This window comes from Terrirhizobium terrae (genome assembly GCF_030323265.1).
Classification (GTDB): Bacteria; Pseudomonadota; Alphaproteobacteria; order Rhizobiales; family Rhizobiaceae; genus Neorhizobium.
Genome location: NZ_CP104992.1, coordinates 3,695,460 through 3,718,111, shown reverse-complemented (window position 1 = coordinate 3,718,111; position 22,652 = coordinate 3,695,460). Strand labels below are relative to the sequence as shown.

Below are 22,652 nucleotides of genomic sequence, written 5' to 3'. Positions count from 1 at the left end.
CCCAAGCTTGGGGCATAGCCACGGCAAGCGCAACACAGAGGCAGCCAAAATTGCGTTACTTTCAGAAAGATGGATGGCCGGTGACATCATCGCGCAACAGCACCTGGCGTCTGGCGCATGGGCGAAAACTCGCGCTCGGGACCAACGCCTGCGTCATGGCGATCGTTAATGTCACGCCCGACAGTTTTTCCGATGGCGGCCGGTATGACGATGTCGAACGGGCGGTCGCCCACGGTCTGGCCTGCGTTGCCGAGGGAGCTGCGATTCTCGATATCGGAGGCGAATCGACCCGACCGGGTGCGGCGCCCATCAGCGCGGCGGAAGAGCAGGATCGGGTGCTGCCGGTGATCGAGAGGCTGCGCGGGGAGACCGATGCGCTGATTTCGGTCGATACCTATCGTGCCGAAACCGCCAAGCTCGCTGTCGAGGCCGGAGCGCATATCATTAATGACGTCTGGGGATTGCGGCATGACCCGGATATGGCCGGTGTCGTTGCACAGACCGGCGCCGGTGTCTGCATCATGTACACGGCCCGCGGGCGGGAGGATCACCATCCCGATATCGTTGCCGACGAAATGGCGTTTCTGACGCGTTCAATCGATACCGCGAAGTCTGCAGGCATTGCCGAGGAGGCGATAGTGCTGGATCCGGGTTTCGGCTTCGTCACCAGCCAGGCAAACGACATCGATCTGATGGCGCGACTTGGCGAGCTTCACGGGCTCGGTTTTCCGCTGCTGGTCGGGACATCGAGGAAGCGCTTCGTCGGCGCGGTCTCGTCGCGTGAACTGCCGGCCGAGCGGGATTTCGCAACGGCCGCGACGACCGCAATGCTGCGGCTGGCCGGTGCCACGGTATTCCGTGTCCACAACGTGTCCGGAAATCTCGATGCGCTGAAGATGGCGGATGCCGTGCTGGAGAGCCGCCGGCGGATGCTCGGAGCAGGAGCGAACTGATGGCCATCTACCAGATCAACTTGAAGAACTGTGCGTTTTTCGCACGACATGGCGTGTTCGAGCAGGAGACCGCGCTCGGTCAGCGCTTCTTCGTCGATGTGCTGATGGATGTGGACGGTGGCGATGCGCTGGTGTCGGACGATGTCGAGCAGACGGTGCATTACGGGCTCGCCTACGAGTTGGTTGAGAGAGTTATGACCGGTACGCGTCGCAACCTGATCGAGACGCTGGCGAGAGATGTGGCCGTTGCGCTGTGCGCCTGGTCGCCACTGATCCGTCGGGTGGAGGTTGCCATCCGCAAGCCGAGCGCGCCGATCGCCGGTATTCTCGACTACGCGGAGGTTCGCATTGAGCACCACGCCTGATCGCTCCTGGGAGATTGCGGCCCTCGGTCTTGGTGGCAATATCGGTGATCCGCCAGCCGCCATGGGCCATGCGCTGCGGGCAGTCGACGCCCATGAGCACTGTCGCGTGACGGCCGTTTCGCGGCTCTATCTGACGCCGCCCTGGGGAAAGACCGATCAGGCCGATTTCTTCAATTGCTGCGCGCTGGTGGAGACCCGGCTGGAGCCGGAAGACCTGCTGGATCTCTGTCTTGCGATCGAGAAGGACATGAAGCGGGTGCGCGACGAGCGCTGGGGACCGCGCACGCTTGATATCGATATTCTTACCTATGGCACGCTGGAGCGGAAAACGGAGAGGCTAGAATTGCCGCATCCGCGGATGACGGAGCGGGCATTCGTGATGCTGCCGCTCGCGGATCTTGCGCCGCAGATGATGATCCTGGGCAAAAAGGCGGAGACCTGGGCCGGCGGTTTGAATTCCACCGGTATCCGCATCGCGAAAGGCGACGGCCTCTGGTGGCGGTCGCCAGCAGCCTGACCGGCTGATTATTCCTTGATGGAGCCGACGGCGATCGAGATCGAGATCGCGGTCGAGCGACAGGCCGATGACCGGAACCATCTGGTCGGCAACCTTGACCGAAATCGTGATATTCATCTTGTTCTCGCCGCGCAGGCTGGCGACCATGGCGCCGTTAAGCTGGGCGCGGTTGATGCCCATCACGACCTTGTCGCCATTGACCGAGCCCGAAATGATGTCGAGGCCCTTACCTTCGGCGCCATCCAGGAACTTGCCGGTATAACCGCGGCCTTTCTGGGTGATGACGGCGGACATGGGCTGCTGGAATACGCCGACGCGGCAGGTGCCGTCCAGTTTCATGCCGGTGTCGCCATCCGGTGACGGCATGCCGGTGAGGTTGCAGCTGAACTTCGTGCCCTTGTATTTGCCGGCGACGATCTCACCCGGGCCTTTCCAGACACCGGAAACCTGCTGGAAGAACATCTGGTCGCGGGAGGCAGCCTCGGCCTGGGGCGCAAGGGCAGTGCCGGCGGTTGCAAGCGTCAGGGCCGCGAGCCCGCCGAAGAGCGAAAAGATGCGAGAATACATAGGCTTTCCCCTGGGGACGTGATTGCCGAAATAGGCAATGTTTAGTGAGCCCGAAATTAGGGGAAAATGGTTAATGGTTCGTATCTTTTGGGCTTGAGCGATCCTTGCCGAATGACCTAGTCGTCCTGTTTTCCGCCACCCGCTGCGACGATATCGGAAAGAAAATCACCGATCCCGGGCCGCGGCAGCGCCCTGAAAGGCAACGGGCGGCAGAGGTCCATCGCGGCGATACCGATTCGAGCCGTCAGCAGGCCATTGATGACACCTTCGCCCAATCGACGGGACAGTCGTGATGCCAGTCCATGGCCGAGAACTTGTTGGGCGAGGCCGTCGCCAACGGCAATCGAACCGGTCACCGCGAGGTGAGCGATGACATCGCGGATCAGGCGCAGGAGGCCGAGCTTGCCGGGGCGGGCGCCATACAGCTCGGCCATTGCGCGCACGAGGCGGGTTACCTCGAAGAGCACGTAGGCGAGGTCGACGATGGCGCGGGGGCTGATTGCGGTGACGACCGCAACCCGCTTCGACGCATTGAGGATCAGGCCGCGCGCCTTGCGATCGAGGGGCGAAAGCAGCTCTTTCTCGGCGAAATCTAGAAGATGCGGGCCGTCGATGATGTCATCCTTGGTGGCGTCCAGCGCGGCGCGACCACGCGCAGTCTCCGCCCGGTGACTGAGAAGAGATGACAATCGATCCGCGACCTTGCGTGCCGGCGCCGGCAACACGGAGGCAGCGGCCTCCTCGGCTTCCGCCTTCAGGGACTGGACGGCGGCGAGCTTGGCGATGCCGCTGATCTCGCGCCCGAGAATGACCAACAGGCCGAGCGCGGCGAGGGACAGCGCGGTGATGGCGGCGTATCCCAGCCAGTCGGCGCGGGTGAAGAGATCGCGGATGACCTGATCGGCCCAGAGGCCGAATGCCAGTGACAGAAATGTTCCAAGGGCTGCCGCGGCAAGACCGGCAAAGGAAAAGCGCCTGCGCGGCCTTGGGGTTGCGACCGGCAGCGCTGCGGCGTCAAGGTCTGCGGATGGGGCAAACGGATCATCCGTTTCGGCGATGACGGATTCGGGCTGGTCGAAGCTTTTCGGGCCGCGCGAAACAGGTCTGACAGTGGCAGCGGGCGTGTCATCCTCCACCTGGAAGGACGACGGACGACGGCGATCGGGATCGCGGGTGCTGGTCGGTCTCATGCGAGGCGGTCCCCCAGAAGAAACTGAAGTGCGCGGTCCAGCCGGATATGAGGCACGGCGATCTTCATCGCACCGGCTGCGTCATCCAGCGCGGGCGGACGGAACCGCACGAAATTGATATCCGGCAGATCAGGATTTTCCCTGTCGAGGCTGCGGAACATCTGGTCGGGATCCTCAGGGAGATCGCCCGGGAATATGGCCGTCGTCTTGATGCCGTCGAAGCGTTCACCGTTGATGGTTTCGCCGGCGATCGGCGTGCCGACGATGACGGGCAGGAGATGGTTATCCTCCTTGACCCTTGCTTCGCGGGTCGCGCGGACGGAGGCGAGCGCCATCACCTCCAGCCCGGCACCGGACATGCCGATGCGCTGGATCGCGCGATCGACGAGGCGGCTGGTCAGCCGTTCCAGGCGGTCATGGCTTTCGTGATGGAGATGATCAGCCTTGGTGGCCGCGATCAGCACCTTGTCGATACGGCGGCCGACGAGCGACGAAAAGAAGCTGTTATGCCCGGGACGGAAGCAGGCAAGCACGTCCGCCAGCGCCCGCTCGAGGTCGAGCAGCGCCTCCGGGCCGCGATTGATGGCCTGCAGTGCGTCGACCAGCACGATCTGCCGGTCCAGCCGGGCGAAGTGATGGCGGAAGAAGGGTTTGACCACCACGGACTTGTAGGCCTCGTAGCGTCGCTCCATCATGGCTCTCAGCGAGCCCTTCGGCGCGGGACCGTCGGGGATCGCAGGCAGGGGCGCGAAAGTGAGGGCAGGCGAGCCCTCCAGGTCTCCCGGCATGAGGAAGCGTCCGGGCGGCAGGGTCGACAGCGACCGTTCATCAGATTTGCAGGCGCGCAGATAGGCTGAAAAGGCTTCGAACAGACGGCGGGCCGTCGTTTCGTCAGCGGGCGCATCCATGTCTATGCCGGATGACAATTGCAGCCAGTCGCTGGCGAGCTCGCGACGGATACCGGTCCCGGCCAGGTCGACCGTCGCGGCGCTGAAGGCCCGATAATCCTGCGTCAGCAATGGCAGGTCGAGCAGCCATTCCCCGGGGTAATCGACGATATCGAGCGAGAGGCGGCCGGGAGAGAACAAGCGATTCCAGCCGCTGGCGCTCTGATAATCGATCGTCAACCTCAGTTCGGAAACGGCGCGAGTTGAATCGGGCCAAATCCGGTCACGCACGAGCGCCTGGATATGATCCTCGTACTGGAAACGCGGCACGGCGTCGTCCGGCTGCGGTTCAAGTCGTACATCCGAAACGCGTCCCGATCTCATCGCATCAAAGAGCGGAAGTCTTCCGCCATTCAGGAGATTATGGACGATCGAGGAGATAAGAACCGTCTTGCCCGCGCGCGACAGGCCGGTCACTCCGAGCCTGATCGTCGGGTGAACCAGGGCAGAGGCTCGATCCGCGATATTGTCGAATGCGATGCGAGCGTCGTCGGTAAAACTTGTCAGCGATGGCGCCAATGCATGATCCCGGAGAAATGTTTTTCCCTATATAGGACGCTGCCGAAGGCATACAACGGCCCGCGATGACGCCATCCATCAGGGCTTCACGAAATCGTGCAGTATCCAGTCAAAGCCTTCCTCGGCGCGGTCCGGCGCATGATCGAGCACGGCTATACCTGCCGTCGGATAACCGCCCACGAGTGCGGAGCGGCGGGCTGCGCTGCCAATAAGGCCTTCCAGAAGCTGGTCTATCGTCGGGTTATGGCCGACCAGCATGACCGAGGTGTTGGACGATTGGCCGGCGATGATCGTCGCATAGGTTTCCGGCGTGCTGTTGTAGAGCGCATCGACGAACTCGATATCGAGGCTCTCGCTCACCGACCGGCGAACGATTTCCGCGGTCTGCCGGCAACGAATTGCCGTTGAGCTGACCAGACAATCGGGAGTGTAGCCCAGGTCGATAGCCTTGTCGGCCACAAGCTCTGCTTGCGCATAGCCCTGGTCGCTGAGTGTACGATCAAAGTCGCGGCCGCTAGCCGCACTCGACACGGCCTGAGCGTGACGCATCAAGTAAATCCGGGATGGATGAGGTTCAATCATCATGGCCCCCATAGATGAGCAAGCAGTAAAACGGGTAGCGTTGCCGGGGGTGAACGTCAACCGTCAAAAGGTCCCCAGAGTTGTGGAGAACGGTAGCCGGGCAAATTCATTGGCGCCGTTAAGCGGTTAAAAAATAGTCACTTAGCTGATTTTTGTGACAATTTTAAAACTGCCTCAATCAGGGGCATAAGGCTTGAATCGTCCCCCGCTAATAGGGTATAGGGGCCGCACGAGATGTTCTTCAGGAGAATCGCGTTGAGTGAGAAGATCGATCTTAGCAATTATGTACTCTCAGAAAACGATGAGTTCATGAATGCAAATCAGAAAGCATACTTTAGAGCTAAGCTGATCGCTTGGAAAAACGACATCCTCAGGGAAGCGCGGGAGACGCTCGACCATCTGGCTGAGGAAAGTGCCAATCATCCGGATCTCGCCGATCGTGCCTCCTCGGAGACCGACCGGGCGATCGAGCTTCGGGCCAGGGATCGTCAACGAAAGCTGATTTCAAAAATCGATGCCGCCCTGCAGCGGATCGACGACGGCACCTACGGTTATTGCGAAGAGACCGGCGAGCCGATCGGTCTCAAGCGCCTCGACGCCCGACCCATCGCGACATTGTCAATCGAGGCGCAGGAACGCCACGAGCGACGCGAAAAAGTCTATCGCGACGAGTAGTCGACGCAAACGACATCAAAAAAGGCACGCTTTCGGGCGTGCCTTTTCGTTTCTGCGAAGTTGGCCGGAGACCGGCCAATCGTCATTTGTCTCGGCTGGCCGACATTTCACCGAAAATGCGGGCGACTTCTGCCTGCAGCGGCGGATCCTGTCGCTGTGCGCCGGGGATAGGAACTGTGGGGCCGGCGGCTGTGGTGTTTGTTGGATTGGGCTGAGGAAGCGGGCGGCTGCCGCGGCCGATCAGGGCTGCGTCGCGGGCGGCGAGATTACTGGCCATCTCCTCTTCGAGGATTTTTCAAACTCGCTGCCGAGCGCGGTCGGGTGCTGGCCAACGGGCGCTGCGGGGCGTGCTGCCGGAGCAGGCGCCTGGGGCTGAGCCTGAGCGGGGCGTTCGGCAAACACCCTGTCGCGGGCGCTGTCGAGGAGCTTTGCGGCATCGTCCAGCGCAGGGGCGGAAGGTGTCACCACTATCTCGGGCGTGCGCTGGATGGGCATGACAGTGGCCTTGGCTGGGCCGTTCGAATTTGGCGCTTGTGAGGGGTTGCGACCTCCTGAATGGCGGGCGCGGCCGGAGCGGCGACAACCGGCGCATTGACGGAGACCGACGACGGAGCCGTATTGACAGGCGCGACGGCGGCAGGTTGCGTGGCGCGAATGTCGCGGGCTGGGAGTTCTCTTGTTGTTTCACGTGGCGGTTCCGTGCGCGGCTGAGGAATTGCAGCCGTTTCGGCCGCAGCGGCTGGGCTGGCTACCGGGGCCGGGATAGGCTTCGCAGGCGCCGACAATGGAGCGGGGGCCCCCGCCACAGCCGCATGCGGCATTCCCTGCGGCCGGCTGTCTGCTCCCTTCGGCTGCGATGACGGAGAAATGCGGCTTTCGATGACGATATCGGTCGGGCCTCCGATCATGATCAGGTGCTCGACATCATCGCGGCGAACCAGGACGAGGCGGCGGCGGGTATCGACCGCGGCGGCATCCAGCACCTGAAGGCGGGGATTGCGGTTGCGGCCGCCGCGCACGAAGGGCGAGGGCCTCGCCGGCCGCGCACTATCCACAGAATTCCGATGAGGCAGAGGAGTGCCGCGCCGACGCCCAGGACGGCCACGACCAGCCGTCCGCCATAGGCGCCAATCAGATCTTCGAACATGTCTTGTTACTCCTCATGCGAACTATACTGTCGAGCAGACGATTTTTTGCCGCGGAGACAAGCGCGACTGCCGCTTGTCTCCGCTAATTAACACCTCGAAGCTGCACAGATAGGGCGCGGAACTGGCCTGTCCCGTGTTTTATCAAGCCGTGGAGCTTTTTGCGACATGCGCAAATTGCTAAGAGAGAATCGCGGGCTCACATTCGGTGCGCACCGTGGCTTCGGCGCTTCAGCGCTGCGGAACGTGAGGTATTGATGACGATGTCGCCGAAGGCCGGCCACGACGAAGCGCCGCTGGTCAATCGCGGAGCGCGCGGCGGCACTGCCGTACGGATCATCCTGTTGGCGGTTGTGCTGCTTGGCGTAGCTGTCGCCTTTGTGGTTTTTCAGCGTGCTTTGGACAACGAGGTGGTGCTCGGCCTGCTCGGCATTCTTGCCATGGTCGGCATTTTCTTCATCGTGTCGTCGCTGATCGGCCTCGTCGAAGTGATGCCGCAATCGCGATCCGACGAGCTGGCGCGCAGTTTTCTCGCCAATCACCCGGACGGTATCGTCGTCACCGACGCCAAGGGCCGCGTCGTCTACGCGAACGCCGCCTATGGCCGCATGACGGGGCTGCCAGCGGCCGCGCCGTGCAATCGCTGGAAACTCTGCTTTCCAAGACACGCAGATCGACCGAGGCGCTGTACCGCCTGACAACCGCGCTTAGGGAAGGTCGGGAAGGGCATGAGGAATTCCGGCTTCTCCAACCGCTCGGCCGCAGCAACGGCAACAATTCCGACGCGCACTGGTATCGCCTGAAGGCTCGTATTCTAGGCACGGGCGGCAAGAATGCGCTCGATATATGGGAAATAACCGACATTACCTCGGAGCGGGATGACCAGGAAAGGTTCTTCCGCGAACTCCAGAACGCGATCGACTATCTCGACCATGCGCCGGTCGGTTTCTTCTCGGCCGGCAAGAAGGGTGAGGTCTTCTATATCAATGCGACGCTGGCGGAGTGGCTGGGCGTCGACCTGACGAAATTCACCCCGCGCTCCATGACCATGTCCGATCTGGTGGCGGGCGAAGGCATGGCGCTGATCCAGTCGGTTCAGCCAGCGCCGGGCCTGAAGCGCACCGAGACGCTCGATCTCGATATGCGCCGCACCAACGGCCAGAGCGTGCCGGCACGTCTCGTTCATAGCGTCAGCGCTGCCCGTGACGGCGCGCCGGGTGAAAGCCGCACGGTCGTGCTGATGCGGTCGAAGAGCGCCGAGGGCGACCAGTTCGCATCGGCCATGCGCTTCACGCGCTTCTTCAACAACACGCCGATGGCAATCGCTTCCGTCGATGGCGACGGCAAGATTTTGAGAATTAATGCGCCGTTCCTGCGGTTGTTTTCTGGTGCGGTGTCGCGCGACGATGTCGATGCCGGCGTGCAGCTTGACCGCATCGCCCATGATGGGTCGCGTGAGCAGCTGATGGATGCGCTTGCCGCTGCCAAGGACCGGCAGGGCGACATCCCGCCGATCGAGATCACGCCATCCGGCCGACGAGAACCGTTATGTGCGCTTCTACGTCAATGCCGTGATCGACGAGAGCGACGAGGCCCCGGAAGAGGCGGCCATCGTCTATGCCGTCGAGACGACCGAGCAGAAGGCGCTCGAAACGCAGATGGCGCAGACGCAGAAGCTGAACGCGGTCGGCACGCTCGCCGGTGGTATCGCCCACGATTTCAACAACGTGCTGACGGCGATCCTGCTTTCCTCCGATCATCTTCTACTGCAGGCGCGGCCCTCCGATGCAAGCTTCGCCGACCTGATGGAAATCAAGCGCAACGCGAACCGCGCCGCCGTGCTGGTGCGCCAGCTTCTGGCCTTCTCGCGCAAGCAGACCATGCGCCCGGCCGTGCTCAACCTGACGGACGTCGTCGGCGACTTGCGCATGCTGGTCGACAGGCTGATTTCCGGTACTAACGTGAAGCTGGAAGTCGATTACGGCCGCGATCTGTGGCCGGTGCGCACGGATCTTTCGCAGTTCGAGCAGGTGCTGATCAACCTCTGCGTTAACGCGCGCGACGCTATGCCGGGCGGTGGCACGATCCTGATCAAGACGCGCAACGTGACCGCGCAGGAAGCGGCGGGTTTCCCGCAAGCCGAACTGCCGGCGGACGATTTCGTCATGGTCGAGGTTTCCGACAACGGGACCGGCATTCCGCCCGAAATCATGGACAAGATCTTCGAGCCGTTCTTCACCACGAAGGAAGTCGGCAAGGGGACGGGCCTTGGCCTGTCCATGGTCTATGGCATCGTGAAGCAGTCCGGCGGCTATCTATATCCCGAATCGGAAGTGGGCCGGGGCACCAGTTTTCGAATCTTCCTACCGCGGCATATCCCGGACGTAGTGCCACAGGCACCTGCGGGTACGCCAGAGGCTGCTGCCGCGAGTGTCGCGAAAATCGAGACCGCCGCCGCGGCCTCGACTGCCGAGCCGCTCGATCTTACCGGCAACTCTGCCGTCGTTCTCCTCGTCGAGGATGAAGAGGCGGTGCGTCGCGGCGGCAAGCGGATGCTGGAGACGCGCGGTTATACCGTGCACGAGGCAGGCTCGGGCACCGAGGCTCTCGACATCATGGACGAGCTCGAGGGCAAGGTCGACATCGTCGTCTCCGACGTTGTCATGCCCGAGATGGACGGACCAACGCTGCTGACCGAATTGCGGAAATCCTATCCGGACCTGAAGTTCATCTTCGTTTCGGGATATGCGGAAGATGCGTTTGCGCGAAACCTTCCGGCGGATGCCAAGTTCGGTTTCCTGCCGAAACCGTTCTCGCTGAAGCAGCTTGCAGTGGCGGTACGCGAAATGCTCGATTCGGAGTGAGGCGGCGGTCTCGGCAAGCACGAGATCGTGTGTTGTCATATGGACGCGAAGCATTTGATTTAAGTCGGGATTTTCAGATGCGCAGCGGGCGTGAACGTTCGCAGAACGGAATGGAAATAACGATTTTCTCACAATGGCTTAAATGGCCCTTGGCAAATGAGAACAAAATGAGTACGAATATCCCATCGGCTGCTTGATTGCTTGCGCGGCGGCAATAACCTAAAGGTGGGATCTCATGGCACAGAACACATTGCGGCTCGTAGAGGAAAAAGGCGTGGACAAGAGTAAGGCCCTGGAAGCGGCACTATCGCAGATCGAACGTTCCTTCGGGAAGGGCTCGATCATGAAGCTCGGGCAGAATGAGAATCTCGTCGAGATCGAGACGGTATCGACCGGCTCTCTCAGCCTCGACATCGCGCTCGGCATCGGCGGCCTTCCGAAGGGCCGCATCATCGAGATCTATGGTCCGGAAAGCTCCGGTAAGACGACGCTGGCGCTGCAGACGATTGCTGAAGCCCAGAAGAAGGGCGGCATCTGCGCCTTCGTCGACGCCGAACACGCGCTCGATCCGGTCTATGCCCGCAAGCTCGGCGTCGATCTGCAGAACCTTCTGATCTCGCAGCCGGATACCGGCGAGCAGGCGCTCGAAATCACCGACACGCTGGTTCGCTCCGGTGCGGTCGACGTTCTGGTCGTCGACTCGGTCGCGGCTCTGACGCCGCGCGCTGAAATCGAAGGCGAGATGGGTGACAGCCTGCCGGGCCTCCAGGCTCGTCTGATGAGCCAGGCGCTGCGCAAGCTGACCGCTTCGATCTCCAAGTCGAACTGCATGGTCATCTTCATCAACCAGATCCGCATGAAGATCGGCGTGATGTTCGGTTCGCCGGAAACGACGACCGGCGGCAACGCGCTGAAGTTCTACGCCTCGGTGCGTCTCGACATCCGCCGTATCGGCCAGGTCAAGGAGCGCGAGGAAGTCGTGGGCAACCAGACCCGCGTCAAGGTCGTCAAGAACAAGATGGCGCCTCCCTTCAAGCAGGTCGAGTTCGACATCATGTATGGCGAAGGCGTGTCGAAGACGGGCGAGCTCGTCGACCTCGGCGTCAAGGCCGGCATAGTCGAGAAGTCGGGTGCCTGGTTCTCCTATAACAGCCAGCGTCTCGGTCAGGGCCGGGAAAACGCGAAAACCTTCCTACGCGACAATCCGGAACTCGCCCGCGAGATCGAAATGTCGCTGCGCCAGAATGCCGGCCTGATCGCCGACCGCTTCCTGGAGAATGGCGGTCCGGACGCAGGCGAAGGCGGCTCTGACGACGATCTGTAATCTTTGAGATAAGTAAGCGGTTCCGCCGCACTCGGGATATCCGCCAGACATCCTAGCCGCTTACGGTTGCCGGCCGCCATCTGAAGATGTGCGGCCGGTTTTTTGTGTTCGGCTGGACAGTGCTTGAAGCGGACGATACAAGCCTCTGGACTTGAAATTATGGTACCGCATCGGCGGTTGAAAAGGGCGTAGCATGAGCGGCGTGAATGACATCCGGTCGACCTTCCTCGACTATTTCAGCAAGAACGGGCACGAGGTCGTTTCGTCCAGCCCGCTGGTTCCGCGCAACGACCCGACGCTGATGTTCACCAATGCCGGCATGGTGCAGTTCAAGAACGTCTTCACCGGTCTGGAGAAGCGTCCTTACTCGACCGCGACGACCTCGCAGAAATGCGTGCGCGCCGGCGGCAAGCATAACGACCTCGACAATGTCGGTTACACCGCCCGGCATCTGACCTTCTTCGAAATGCTCGGCAACTTCTCCTTCGGCGACTATTTCAAGGAGCAGGCGATCGAGCTTGCTTGGAAGCTGGTCACCGAAGGGTTCGACCTGCCGAAGAGCCGACTTCTGGTGACGGTCTATTCCGAAGACGAGGAAGCTGCGACGCTGTGGAAGAAGATCGCCGGTTTTTCCGACGACAAGATCATCCGCATTCCGACCTCCGACAATTTCTGGCAGATGGGCGATACTGGTCCTTGCGGCCCGTGCTCGGAAATCTTCATCGACCAGGGCGAGAATGTCTGGGGCGGCCCTCCGGGTTCGCCTGAGGAAGATGGTGACCGGTTCCTCGAATTCTGGAACCTCGTCTTCATGCAGTTCGAGCAGACCGCTCCTGGCGAGCGTTCGCTCCTGCCGCGTCCGTCGATCGATACCGGCATGGGTCTCGAGCGTATGGCCTGCGTGTTGCAGGGCAAGCAGAGTGTCTTCGATACGGACCTGTTCCGCACGCTGATCGGCACGATCGAGGACGTCATGGGCGTCAAGGCGGAAGGCAGCGCCAGCCACCGCGTCATCGCCGACCATCTGCGTTCCTCCGCCTTCCTGATTGCCGATGGCGTTCTGCCGTCGAATGAAGGTCGTGGCTACGTGCTTCGCCGTATCATGCGCCGCGCCATGCGCCATGCGCAGCTGCTCGGTGCAAAAGAGCCGGTCATGTACAAGCTTCTGCCGACGCTGGTTCAGGAGATGGGCCGCGCCTATCCGGAACTGGTACGCGCCGAGGCGCTGACCTCCGAGACCCTGAAACTGGAAGAAACCCGTTTCCGCAAGACGCTGGAACGCGGCCTTTCGCTGCTCTCCGACGCGACGACGGATCTCGACAAGGGCGACATGCTGGATGGCGAGACCGCCTTCAAGCTCTACGACACCTATGGTTTCCCGCTCGACCTGACCCAGGATGCGCTGCGTGCCCGTGAGATCGGTGTCGACATTGCCGGGTTTACCGATGCCATGGAGCGCCAGAAGGCGGAGGCTCGTTCACACTGGGCCGGTTCCGGCGACAAGGCGACCGAAACCGTCTGGTTCGAACTGAAGGAAAAATTCGGCGCGACCGAATTCCTCGGCTACGACACCGAGACGGCAGAAGGCGTTGTCCAGGCGATCGTGCGCGACGGCAAGGCCGTCGATAGTACTGCAGCCGGCGAAGACGTCCAGATCGTCGTCAGTCAGACGCCGTTCTATGGCGAGATCCGGTGGCCAGATGGGCGATACCGGCGTGATCGCGACGGATCATGCCAAGGTTGCCGTTTCCGATACACAGAAGAAGGGCGAGGGCCTGTTCGTGCATGTGGCGAAGGTTGCCGAAGGCACGCTCAAAGTCGGCGATGCCGTGGCACTGACGGTTGATCATACCCGTCGCTCGCGCCTGCGTTCCAACCACTCAGCCACCCACCTGCTGCACGAGGCGCTGCGCGAAGTGCTCGGCACCCATGTCGCGCAGAAGGGCTCGCTCGTGGCGCCCGAGCGTCTGCGTTTCGACGTCTCGCATCCGAAGCCGATGTCTGCGGAAGAACTGCAGCGCGTCGAGGACATGGCGAACGCCATCATCATCCAGAATGCGCCGGTGACGACGCGCCTGATGAGTGTCGACGATGCGATTGCGGAAGGTGCGATGGCGCTGTTCGGCGAGAAATATGGCGATGAAGTCCGTGTCGTTTCCATGGGCAAGGCAATCGACGGCCCGAAGGCCGGCAAGCCTTACTCGATCGAACTCTGCGGCGGCACGCATGTGAATGCGACGGGCGATATCGGTCTCGTCCGCGTCCTGTCGGAAAGTGCCGTCGGCGCCGGCGTTCGTCGCGTCGAAGCTGTCACCGGCGAGGCCGCGCGTGCCTATCTCTCCGAGCAGGACGAGCGCGTGAAGACGCTGGCCGGCGCGCTGAAGGTCCAGCCTGCCGAAGTCGTCGCGCGCGTCGAGGCGCTGGTTGATGAGCGTCGCAAGCTCGAAAAGGAACTGGCAGATGCCAAGCGTCGGCTCGCCATGGGTGGCGGGCAGGGCGGTTCTACCGATGACGTCCGCGAGATCGCAGGCGTGAAGTTCATGGGCAAGGCGCTGGTCGGCATCGATGCCAAGGACCTCAAGGGGCTGGCGGATGAAGGCAAGGCGAGTCTCGGTTCGGGCGTCGTGACGCTGATCGGCGTCTCGGAAGACGGCAAGGCAAGCGCGGTCGTGGCGGTGACGCCGGACCTGACCGGGCGTTTCAGCGCCGTCGATCTGGTTCGCGTGGCATCGACCGCTCTCGGTGGCAAGGGTGGCGGCGGACGGCCTGACATGGCCCAGGCCGGCGGACCGGATGGGGCCAAGGCGGACGAGGCCTTGGAAGCAGTGGCTGCCGCGCTTGGCGCCTGAGACGATCAGAAAAGCGGGCTCTGCCCGCTTTTCGCTTTATATGGCCGGGCATTCACACGGATGCCGGAAAAGACATTTAGATTAGCGACTACGCATCAAGCCTTCCGAAACTGATTGAAGGTGTAGGGCTTGATGCAGCGGGAGATAGCATGGGCGTGAACGCCAACATTGCGGATGAACTGGACGACGTCGTCGAGGGCCTCGTGCCTGCGCTGTTCAGGGATGCGCCGAGTTCCGTGTCGTTCAACAAGCTGCGGAAGCGCCTGCTGCGGCAGGTGCGTCAGGCCTTTGACGATTTCGGTATGCTGAAGGATCAGAAGCGCTGGCTGGTGGGCCTGTCCGGCGGCAAGGACAGCTATTCGCTGCTCGCCGTGCTGCTCGACCTGCAATGGCGCGGGTTGCTTCCGGTGGAGCTGATCGCCTGCAATCTCGACCAGGGCCAGCCGAATTTTCCAAAACATATCCTGCCGGACTATCTCGCGTCGGTGGGCGTGAAGCATCGCATCGAATATCGCGACACCTATTCGATCGTGAAGGAAAAGGTGCCGGCGGGCGGGACCTATTGCTCGCTCTGTTCCAGGCTGCGCCGCGGCAATCTCTATAGGATCGCGCGCGAAGAAGGTTGTCAGGCACTCGTGCTCGGCCATCACCGGGAAGACATTCTCGAAACCTTCTTCATGAACTTCTTCCACGGCGGGCGTCTGGCGGGCATGCCGGCCAAGCTTCTGAACGACGAAGGCGACCTGATGGTGCTTCGGCCGCTCGCCTATTGCGCCGAGGACGATCTGGCGAAATTCGCGGCCGCCATGGAATTTCCGATTATTCCCTGCGACCTCTGCGGCTCGCAGGACGGGCTGCAGCGCAATGCGATGAAGCAGATGCTGGCCGATATCGAGACACGGATGCCTGGCCGCAAGGATGCGATGCTGCGGGCGCTGGCGCATGTGAACCCGTCCCATCTCCTCGATCCCAAACTCTTCGACTTTGCCGGCCTTGCGGCCAATCCCGCCGACTGACTTTCAAACACAGATTGGATATCGAATGACCTTGCCGCTCGACGTCACGAAGCTCGCCGATCTTTTGCGCGATGCCGCCAAGATCGAGATCCTGCCGCGTTTTCGCAGGCTTGGCGGAGACGATGTGCGTGCCAAGAGCGAGCCGTCGGATCTGGTGACCGAAGCTGACGAGGCGGCGGAACGGATGATCCGGCGGGAGCTGGAATCATTTGCTCCGGGCGCACTTTTTATCGGCGAGGAATCGGTCGCGGCCGATCCCGCACTTCTCGGAAAGCTCGCGGATGCGGATTTTGCGGTGGTGGTCGATCCTGTGGACGGCACGTTCAACTTCGCCTCCGGTATTCCGGCCTTCGGCGTGATGGCCTCGGTCGTCTGGAAGGGCGAGACGGTGGCCGGCATCATCTACGACCCGATGGGCGACGACTGGATCATGGCCGAGAAGGGCGCGGGCTCCTTCCTGCGCCGTCCGGGCGGTGAGGCGATCCGCCTGTCTGTCGACAGGCCGAAGCCGATCAAGGACATGGTGGGCATGGCGTCGGCCGGTTATTTCTTCGGCGACGAGCGCGAGCGGATCCTCTCCAACCTTGCCAAGGTACGGATGTTTGCGAGCTATCGCTGTGCGGCTCACGAGTATCGTACCTTCGCCAGCGGCCATGTGCAGTTCGTGCTCTACAACAAGCTGATGCCCTGGGACCATCTGGCCGGCACGCTGATCGGGACGGAAGCAGGCGGATACGTCGCCCGCCTCGATGGATCGCCCTACCTGCCGCACCATGTGGAAGGCGGACTGCTTGCGGCGACGGACAAGGAAAGCTGGCAGGAACTGCGCAATGAGATCATCGGGCATTGATCCGAGCCGAATGACAGAACAAGAAAAAGGCCGGAGAGATCCGGCCTTTTTCTTTGCTTGTTCAGGTAGCTGATCAGACGCGCGGATTATGCGGCTGGAAGAGTTTTCCTTCTCGCCAATCAGGACAAATACCAGGCCGATCACCGAGACGGTAAAGAAGCCTGCGACCATCGGCGTCGCCGTGCCGTTGAAGGCCTGGCCGATCGACGCGCCGATGATGGCGCCGCCGACCGTGCCCATGAAACCAAGCACCGACGAGGCGGTGCCTGCGACATGGCCCAGCGGCTCCATGGCGAGCGAGTTGAAGTTCGATGCAATCAGGCCGAACAGGAACATCGCCATGGCGAAGAAGGCCAGGAACAGCAGGAAGGGCATTGGCTCCGACGAGAGGAGCTGCACCGCCAGCCACAGGAAGGTGACGCCGACGAAGCCGACCACCGCACCATGGGAAAGTCTGCGCATGCCGAGCTTGCCGACCCAGCGGGAGTTGAGGAAGGCGGAGATCGACATGAAAAGCGCCACGGCGGCAAAGGCGACCGGGAACCAGACGCCGAGCTCGTAGATGCCGACATAGACCTGCTGTGCCGAGTTGATGAAGCCGAACAGGGCGCCGAAGATGAAGGTACTTGCCAGCGTGTAGCAGAGCGCCACACGGTTGGTCAGCACGATCATGAAGCCGCCCAGAATCGAGGAGGCGGTCAGCGGGCGGACGTCTGCGGGATCGAGCGTTTCCGGCAGGCGCTTGTTGACCCAGGCGGTGACGATGATGCCGACGACAGCGATGAAGACGAAGATCAGGTGCCAATCGCCGAAGAAGAGTACGAGCTGGCCCGTGCCCGGCGCGATGATCGGCACGATCATGAAGACCATCATGATCAGCGACATGACTTCGGCCATGGCGCGACCGCCATAGACGTCACGCACGATCGAAACGGAGATGACGCGGGTTGCGGCCGAACCGATCCCCTGGGTGAAGCGCAACAGAAGCAGGCCCGCGAAGGAAGGCACGAAAACGACGGAGATTGCCGAGATGATGTAGATGGCAAGGCCGATCAGCAGCGGCTTGCGGCGGCCGAAACGGTCCGAGATCGGGCCGTAGAAGAGCTGTGCAATGCCAAAGCCGAAAAGGTAGGCGGAGACCACATACTGCCGGTGGTTTTCATTCTCCACGCCGAGTGCGGCGCCGATCTGCTGCAGGCCGGGAAGCATGATGTCGATGGCGAGCGCATTAAGCGCCATGAGAGCTGCCATCATTCCAATGAATTGCACCTTGCCCATGCCCTGCAATTTGGCTGGCGTGGTTTGTGAAGAATTTGTCACAGCGCTTTCCTAAACAATGGGAAAGGCGCCGCGGGGGCGGCGCCTTCAAACTTGGCGGCGATGAGGTGGACGGTGGCGATCAGGCCGCGCCGCGCACACTCACTCCCTGGCCTTCGAGGTGACCCTGAAGCTCACCCGACTGGAACATTTCGCGGACGATGTCGCAGCCGCCAAGGAACTCGCCCTTGACGTAAAGCTGCGGGATGGTCGGCCAGTTGGAATAATCCTTGATGCCCTGACGAATTTCCGCGTCGGCCAGGACGTTGACGCCCTTATAATCCACGCCGAGGTAATCCAGGATCTGGACCACCTGGCCGGAGAAACCACACTGCGGGAACTGCGGGGTGCCCTTCATGAAAAGAACGACGTCGTTCGTCTTCACTTCGTTGTCGATTAAATCGTGAATACCGCTCATATCCTATCCTTTCACATGCGGTTTCAAGGACCGCTGCGCTTGTCCTGTTCTAGATAGCAAGGGAAACTTACTAATTCCAGCGCTATTGCGGCAAAAGCGAAGGCTGTTTTCCGCTATGCCGAAAATCGCAACGCGGCCAACTCAACGGCTGCGCTGCTTGCTGCGGCTTGCTGTCGACCGTCGCTTGCTAACCTGTTTCTTTGCCGGTTTTGCGGCGCGCGTGCGCGTCGTTTTCTTGACGAAGCGGCCGGTCGTCGCAGAACGGCCTTCCGTCGTGCGTGCCTGACGTTTTCTGCGCTTGCTGGCCGTTTTGCCGTGGGACTTGCCGAGAAGTTCCTTGACGACACTTTCGACCACGCCGGTGACAATCTGCCTGACGAGATCGCTCATGGCATCAATCCGTCGGGGCGGAGGTCTGGAGAGCGAGTGCATGCAGGACGCCGCCCATATTGCCCTTCAGCGCCTCGTAGACCATCTGGTGCTGCTGTACACGGGTCTTGCCGCGGAATGCTTCTGCAACGACTTCGGCGGCGTAATGATCACCGTCCCCGGCGAGATCGCGGATGGTCACCTTGGCGCCGGGAATACCGGCCTTGATCATGTCTTCGATTTCCCGGGTCGCATCGGCATTTTGTTGTGTCCTTTTCCTCAAGACCTGGAATCGTTCCAGACCAGTCGTTTGAAAGAACACTGCCCCAAACGAGCGGCGCGGTCAAAGCGACAATGCCGGCAAGTGGTACTCGCCGGCATTGTATTTGTTTCGAGTTCCGCTTGAGGGGCGCGGATCAGGCCATGAAGGCCGGGAACCATTCCTCGTGCGCTGCCGTCAGTTCAGAAACGGCCACGTTAATGACGCCTTCGACGACGAGGCGGTCGCCGCTGACCTTGCCGAGCGTGCGGAACGGCACACCGGCGCTTTCGGCGCTGGCGCTGACGAAGCCCGCGAGATCGGCCGGAACGGCGATGACGTAACGAGCCTGGTCTTCACCGAAAAGAAGCGCATGCGCCGGACCCTGCTGGTCTGCGAGGCTGACATTCAGGCCCTTGCCGGAAGCCATCGCCATTTCGGCAAGCGCCACGCCGAGACCGCCGGACGAAATGTCATGGCAGGCTGTGACCTGTGCATTGCGGATGACGGCGCGGACGAATTCGCCATTGCGGCGTTCGGCGACGAGATCGACCATCGGCGCCGGGCCGTCGATCGTGTCGAGGATGTCACGGAGGTAAACGGAAGAGCCGAGGTGGCTGCCGTCGGTGCCGATCATGATCAACACGTCGCCATCCTTGGCCGAGCCGATGCGGGCCATCTTCTGCCAATCCCCGAGCAGGCCGACGCCCGCGATGGTCGGGGTCGGCAGAATGGCGATGCCGTTGGTCTCGTTGTAGAGCGAGACGTTGCCGGAAACGATCGGGAAGTCGAGTGCCGTGCAGGCTTCGCCGATGCCCTTGATGGCGCCGACGAGCTGGCCCATGATTTCCGGCTTTTCGGGGTTGCCGAAGTTGAGGTTGTCGGTCGCGGCCAGTGGTTCAGCGCCGGTCGCGACGATGTTGCGCCAGCATTCGGCAACCGCCTGCTTGCCGCCCTCATACGGATCGGCCTCGACGTAACGCGGGGTAACGTCGGAGGAGAATGCGAGCGCCTTCGACACATGGCCTTCGACGCGCACGACGCCGGCGTCGCCGCCGGGCATCTGCAGCGAGTTGCCCTGGATCAGCGTGTCATATTGCTCCCAGACCCAGCGGCGGCTGGACTGGTTCGGGGAACCGACGAGCTTCAAGAGCGCGGTGTTGTAATCCGAGGGTTCTGCGACCTGGGATGCGGGCAGGGGCTCGCGGCCGTTATGCTGGATCCACGGACGGTCGTATTCGGGCGCCTGGTCGCCGAGATCCTTGATCGGCAGGTCGGCGACTTCCTCGTCCTGGTGAATGACGCGGAAGCGCAGGTCGTCGGTCGTCTTGCCGACGATGGCGAAGTCGAGGCCCCACTTGACGAAGATCGCCTTGGCGACTTCTTCCTTGGAGGGCTCGAGAACCATGAGCATACGCTCCTGGCTTTCCGAGAGCATCATTTCGTAAGCGGTCATGCGCTCTTCGCGGACCGGAACCTGATCGAGATAGAGTTCGATGCCGAGGTCGCCCTTGGCGCCCATTTCGACCGCCGAGCAGGTGAGGCCAGCGGCGCCCATGTCCTGAATGGCGATGACCGCACCGGTCTTCATCAGTTCGAGGCAGGCTTCGAGCAGGCATTTTTCGGTGAAGGGGTCACCGACCTGAACGGTCGGGCGCTTCTCTTCGATCGACTCGTCGAATTCGGCCGATGCCATCGTCGCGCCACCGACGCCGTCGCGGCCGGTCTTTGCGCCGAGATACACGACGGGAAGGCCGACGCCCTTGGCTTCCGAGAGGAAGATGCCATCAGACTTGGCAAGGCCGGCTGCAAAGGCGTTGACGAGGATGTTGCCGTTATAGCGCGGGTCGAACTCGACCTCGCCGCCGACAGTCGGAACGCCGAAGGAGTTGCCGTAGCCGCCGACGCCGGCAACGACGCCGGAGACGAGGTGCTTGGTCTTGGCATGATCCGGCGCGCCGAAACGCAGCGCGTTCATGGCAGCGATCGGGCGGGCGCCCATGGTGAAGACGTCGCGCAGGATGCCGCCGACGCCGGTTGCCGCACCCTGATAGGGCTCAATATAAGACGGGTGGTTGTGGCTCTCCATCTTGAAGACCACGACGTCTCCATCATCGATATCGACGACGCCGGCGTTTTCACCCGGTCCCTGGATGACGCGACGGCCCTTGGTCGGCAGCGTGCGCAGCCACTTCTTCGACGACTTGTAGGAGCAGTGCTCGTTCCACATGGCGGAAAAAATGCCGAGTTCGGTAAAGCTCGGTTCGCGGCCGATCAGGTCCAGGATGCGCTGGTATTCGTCGGGCTTGAGGCCGTGGGAGGCGATGAGTTCCGGGGTGATCTGGCGGGAATTGGAGATCGTCATCTTTTATCCTGGGATGGCTGCCGGTCGGGGCTTTTGGGCCTCTTTAGCCTAACTGCTCCACGAGTGCGACAGGAAAATCAGCCGCAGTGGGGAATGGTCGGGGATAGCGCGCGGCAGGGCGCAGGAACCGGCCCGGCCCTTCTAGCCGACGCTGTCGTAACCGGCCGAGCCGCTGTCCAGAAGGCTCCGCACGGTATTCAGTCCGTCAGCGACCTCCTGCCGTGAACGAGGCTGCGAGAAGCCGAGGCGAACGCGATGGGTGATCCGGTCGGATCGACCAGCCCTGAACTCGTCTTCGTCATCGAGCAAGACGCCTTCCGCATAAACTGCGTTCTTGAATGTGGCGGAAAGCCAGGGTTCCGGAAGCTTCAGCCAGAGGAAGGGAATGTCGGGACTGGAATTGAAATCGTAGCCGGAGAGAACGTCGCGGGCAATCGCTTCACGGGCGTTGATCTCCAGCCTGCAGCGTTCCCAGATTTCCTCGGCGGATCCGTTCAACACGAGCCGAGAACACAGTTCGGCCAGGAGGAATGGCAGGCCGCCGGTGATCATCTTGTGGGCGATGCGGACACGCTGGGCGAAATGGGGAGGGCAGGCGACCCAGCCACCCCGAACGCCGGCCGACACGGCCTTGGAAAGCCCATCGACGACGAAGGTTCGCTCGGGAGCGAGTGCTGCGATCAGCGGGATATCCTTCTTGTCCATCGCGCCATAGAGATTGTCCTCGATCAGCCAGATATTGTGCTTGCGGGCAATCTCGGCGATCGCCCGGCGCCGATCTTCCGGCATGGTGGCAAGTGTCGGGTTCTGCGCCGACGACATGAAGAAGGCGATCTTCGGATGCTGCTGTACGCAGGCGCGCTCGAAATCATCCGGCAGCACGCCGTATTCATCGGAGGCGACGAGCGAGATGCGGCGGCCGACGAGCCCGGCGGCGCGGCTGACCTGGGAATAGGTCATGTGCTCGAAGACGATGCGGTCGCCAGGATTGGTCAGAACGGTGATAATGGACATGATGCCGGCATGAGCGCCGAGTGTCGGCACGACCGCGTCCGCTTGAGGAGCCCAGTCGCCATAAGTCAGCCAACGCACGCCGGCCTGCTGCCAGCGATCGGGAAAACTGCGGGTATAGCCCGCAACCTCCAGCGGATGGTCACGCATGATGTCCTGCAGGAGAGCGGATATGGTCTCGCTCTGTCCGACATCCGGGGCTGCGGTGCTATCGAAGCGGATCTTGCCGTCCGGCGTGTTGAGCGGGCGGGTGCCGGCGAGGCTCGCGGTCACCGAATCCTGATGTTCCTGAGGCGCGGAGTCGTCATGTTCGAGAACATAGGTCCCGCGTCCGACCTCGCCGCTGACGAGGCCGCGCTCGTGAAGGAGCGAATAGGTTCGACTGATTGTGCCGATTGTCACCCCAATGTCATAGGCGAGATTTCTCTGTGGTGGCAGCTTGCCTCCAGCCGGCAATTGGCCGTCGGATATCGCCTTTTCCATCTGGTCGGCGAGACGGATGTAGAGCGGGCCGGAGCCCTCGCGAATATCGGGAAGCCAAGTTGTCATA

At 61.9% G+C, this 22,652-nt stretch carries 17 protein-coding genes and 6 pseudogenes; 10 read left to right on the top strand and 13 right to left on the bottom strand.

All coding sequences use genetic code 11. The features are described from left to right. Positions 1-80 precede the first annotated feature (80 nt). The 3 genes from folP to folK are packed head-to-tail and all read left to right on the top strand — an operon-like array spanning position 81 to position 1,835. Positions 81-953 carry a dihydropteroate synthase gene (folP, locus tag N7E02_RS26410; RefSeq protein ID WP_286580709.1) on the top strand — a complete coding sequence of 291 codons (873 nt, stop codon included), beginning with the start codon at positions 81-83 and terminating at the stop codon, positions 951-953. Continuing rightward, positions 953-1,318, top strand: a complete 366-nt coding sequence (gene folB / locus N7E02_RS26405) for a dihydroneopterin aldolase (RefSeq protein WP_286580707.1) — start codon at positions 953-955, stop codon at positions 1,316-1,318. The genes folP and folB overlap by 1 nt, the downstream gene beginning before the upstream one ends. Continuing rightward, on the top strand, positions 1,302-1,835 hold the full coding sequence (gene folK / locus N7E02_RS26400) for a 2-amino-4-hydroxy-6-hydroxymethyldihydropteridine diphosphokinase (RefSeq protein ID WP_286580706.1): 534 nt from the start codon (positions 1,302-1,304) through the stop codon (positions 1,833-1,835). Before folB ends, folK begins: the two co-directional genes overlap by 17 nt. A gap of 8 nt (positions 1,836-1,843) precedes the next feature. Here the strand turns inward: folK and N7E02_RS26395 are convergent. The 4 genes and pseudogenes from N7E02_RS26395 to N7E02_RS26380 all read right to left on the bottom strand — a co-directional run bounded on the left by N7E02_RS26395 (position 1,844) and on the right by N7E02_RS26380 (position 5,607). After that, positions 1,844-2,402 (bottom strand): annotated as a pseudogene (locus tag N7E02_RS26395) (hypothetical protein). 116 nt (positions 2,403-2,518) lie between these two features. Further along, complete coding sequence (locus tag N7E02_RS26390; RefSeq protein WP_286580704.1) at positions 2,519-3,592, bottom strand: YcjF family protein; 1,074 nt, start codon at positions 3,590-3,592, stop codon at positions 2,519-2,521. Further along, positions 3,589-5,058, bottom strand: a complete 1,470-nt coding sequence (locus N7E02_RS26385) for a YcjX family GTP-binding protein (RefSeq protein ID WP_286580702.1) — start codon at positions 5,056-5,058, stop codon at positions 3,589-3,591. Before N7E02_RS26385 ends, N7E02_RS26390 begins: the two co-directional genes overlap by 4 nt. A 78-nt stretch (positions 5,059-5,136) precedes the next feature. Next, complete coding sequence (locus N7E02_RS26380; protein ID WP_374730665.1) at positions 5,137-5,607, bottom strand: SixA phosphatase family protein; 471 nt, start codon at positions 5,605-5,607, stop codon at positions 5,137-5,139. 288 nt (positions 5,608-5,895) lie between these two features. On the opposite strand from N7E02_RS26380, the gene dksA reads away from it, so the two are divergent. Then, a complete protein-coding gene (gene dksA, locus N7E02_RS26375) occupies positions 5,896-6,315 on the top strand; it encodes an RNA polymerase-binding protein DksA (RefSeq protein WP_145295331.1) in 420 nt (139 codons plus the stop codon). A gap of 240 nt (positions 6,316-6,555) precedes the next feature. Here dksA and N7E02_RS26370 read toward each other — a convergent pair whose 3' ends face one another. The 3 genes from N7E02_RS26370 to N7E02_RS26360 are packed head-to-tail and all read right to left on the bottom strand — an operon-like array spanning position 6,556 to position 7,462. Continuing rightward, positions 6,556-6,810, bottom strand: coding sequence for a hypothetical protein (locus N7E02_RS26370; protein WP_286584118.1), 255 nt, complete (start codon positions 6,808-6,810; stop codon positions 6,556-6,558). Further along, a complete protein-coding gene (locus tag N7E02_RS30150; RefSeq protein WP_286584052.1) occupies positions 6,783-7,298 on the bottom strand; it encodes a flagellar biosynthetic protein FliO in 516 nt (171 codons plus the stop codon). The genes N7E02_RS26370 and N7E02_RS30150 overlap by 28 nt, the downstream gene beginning before the upstream one ends. Next, positions 7,226-7,462, bottom strand: a complete 237-nt coding sequence (locus tag N7E02_RS26360; protein WP_286584117.1) for a hypothetical protein — start codon at positions 7,460-7,462, stop codon at positions 7,226-7,228. Before N7E02_RS26360 ends, N7E02_RS30150 begins: the two co-directional genes overlap by 73 nt. A gap of 255 nt (positions 7,463-7,717) precedes the next feature. On the opposite strand from N7E02_RS26360, the pseudogene cckA reads away from it, so the two are divergent. From cckA to N7E02_RS26335, 6 genes and pseudogenes are all read left to right on the top strand, one after another. After that, positions 7,718-9,842, top strand: a pseudogene (gene cckA / locus N7E02_RS26355) (cell cycle histidine kinase CckA); the annotation flags it as partial. Positions 9,843-9,931: 89 nt separating this feature from the next. Next, positions 9,932-10,324, top strand: a pseudogene (locus tag N7E02_RS30145) (response regulator); the annotation flags it as partial. A gap of 235 nt (positions 10,325-10,559) precedes the next feature. Then, positions 10,560-11,648: a recombinase RecA gene (gene recA, locus N7E02_RS26350; protein WP_286580699.1), complete on the top strand. Its 1,089-nt coding sequence runs from the start codon at positions 10,560-10,562 to the stop codon at positions 11,646-11,648. A 193-nt stretch (positions 11,649-11,841) separates the two neighbouring features. Further along, a pseudogene (alaS, locus tag N7E02_RS26345) lies at positions 11,842-14,497 on the top strand (alanine--tRNA ligase). 149 nt (positions 14,498-14,646) lie between these two features. Continuing rightward, positions 14,647-15,513, top strand: a complete 867-nt coding sequence (ttcA, locus tag N7E02_RS26340) for a tRNA 2-thiocytidine(32) synthetase TtcA (protein ID WP_286580697.1) — start codon at positions 14,647-14,649, stop codon at positions 15,511-15,513. A gap of 25 nt (positions 15,514-15,538) precedes the next feature. Beyond that, positions 15,539-16,363 (top strand): inositol monophosphatase family protein, encoded by an 825-nt coding sequence (locus N7E02_RS26335; protein ID WP_286584050.1) that lies wholly within the window; start codon positions 15,539-15,541, stop codon positions 16,361-16,363. A 73-nt stretch (positions 16,364-16,436) separates the two neighbouring features. On the opposite strand, the pseudogene N7E02_RS26330 reads toward N7E02_RS26335, so the two are convergent. From N7E02_RS26330 to N7E02_RS26305, 6 genes and pseudogenes are all read right to left on the bottom strand, one after another. After that, positions 16,437-17,641: pseudogene (locus N7E02_RS26330) on the bottom strand (multidrug effflux MFS transporter). A gap of 121 nt (positions 17,642-17,762) precedes the next feature. Next, positions 17,763-18,098, bottom strand: coding sequence for a Grx4 family monothiol glutaredoxin (gene grxD / locus N7E02_RS26325; RefSeq protein WP_286580694.1), 336 nt, complete (start codon positions 18,096-18,098; stop codon positions 17,763-17,765). A gap of 141 nt (positions 18,099-18,239) precedes the next feature. Beyond that, positions 18,240-18,488: a hypothetical protein gene (locus N7E02_RS26320; RefSeq protein ID WP_286580693.1), complete on the bottom strand. Its 249-nt coding sequence runs from the start codon at positions 18,486-18,488 to the stop codon at positions 18,240-18,242. Positions 18,489-18,492: 4 nt separating this feature from the next. Next, a pseudogene (locus N7E02_RS26315) lies at positions 18,493-18,728 on the bottom strand (BolA/IbaG family iron-sulfur metabolism protein). Positions 18,729-18,883: 155 nt separating this feature from the next. Then, a complete protein-coding gene (purL, locus tag N7E02_RS26310; protein ID WP_286580688.1) occupies positions 18,884-21,091 on the bottom strand; it encodes a phosphoribosylformylglycinamidine synthase subunit PurL in 2,208 nt (735 codons plus the stop codon). Positions 21,092-21,232: 141 nt separating this feature from the next. Continuing rightward, entirely contained in the window at positions 21,233-22,651 is a 1,419-nt protein-coding gene (locus N7E02_RS26305) for an aminotransferase-like domain-containing protein (protein ID WP_286580687.1), read from the bottom strand. Position 22,652: the final 1 nt, after the last annotated feature.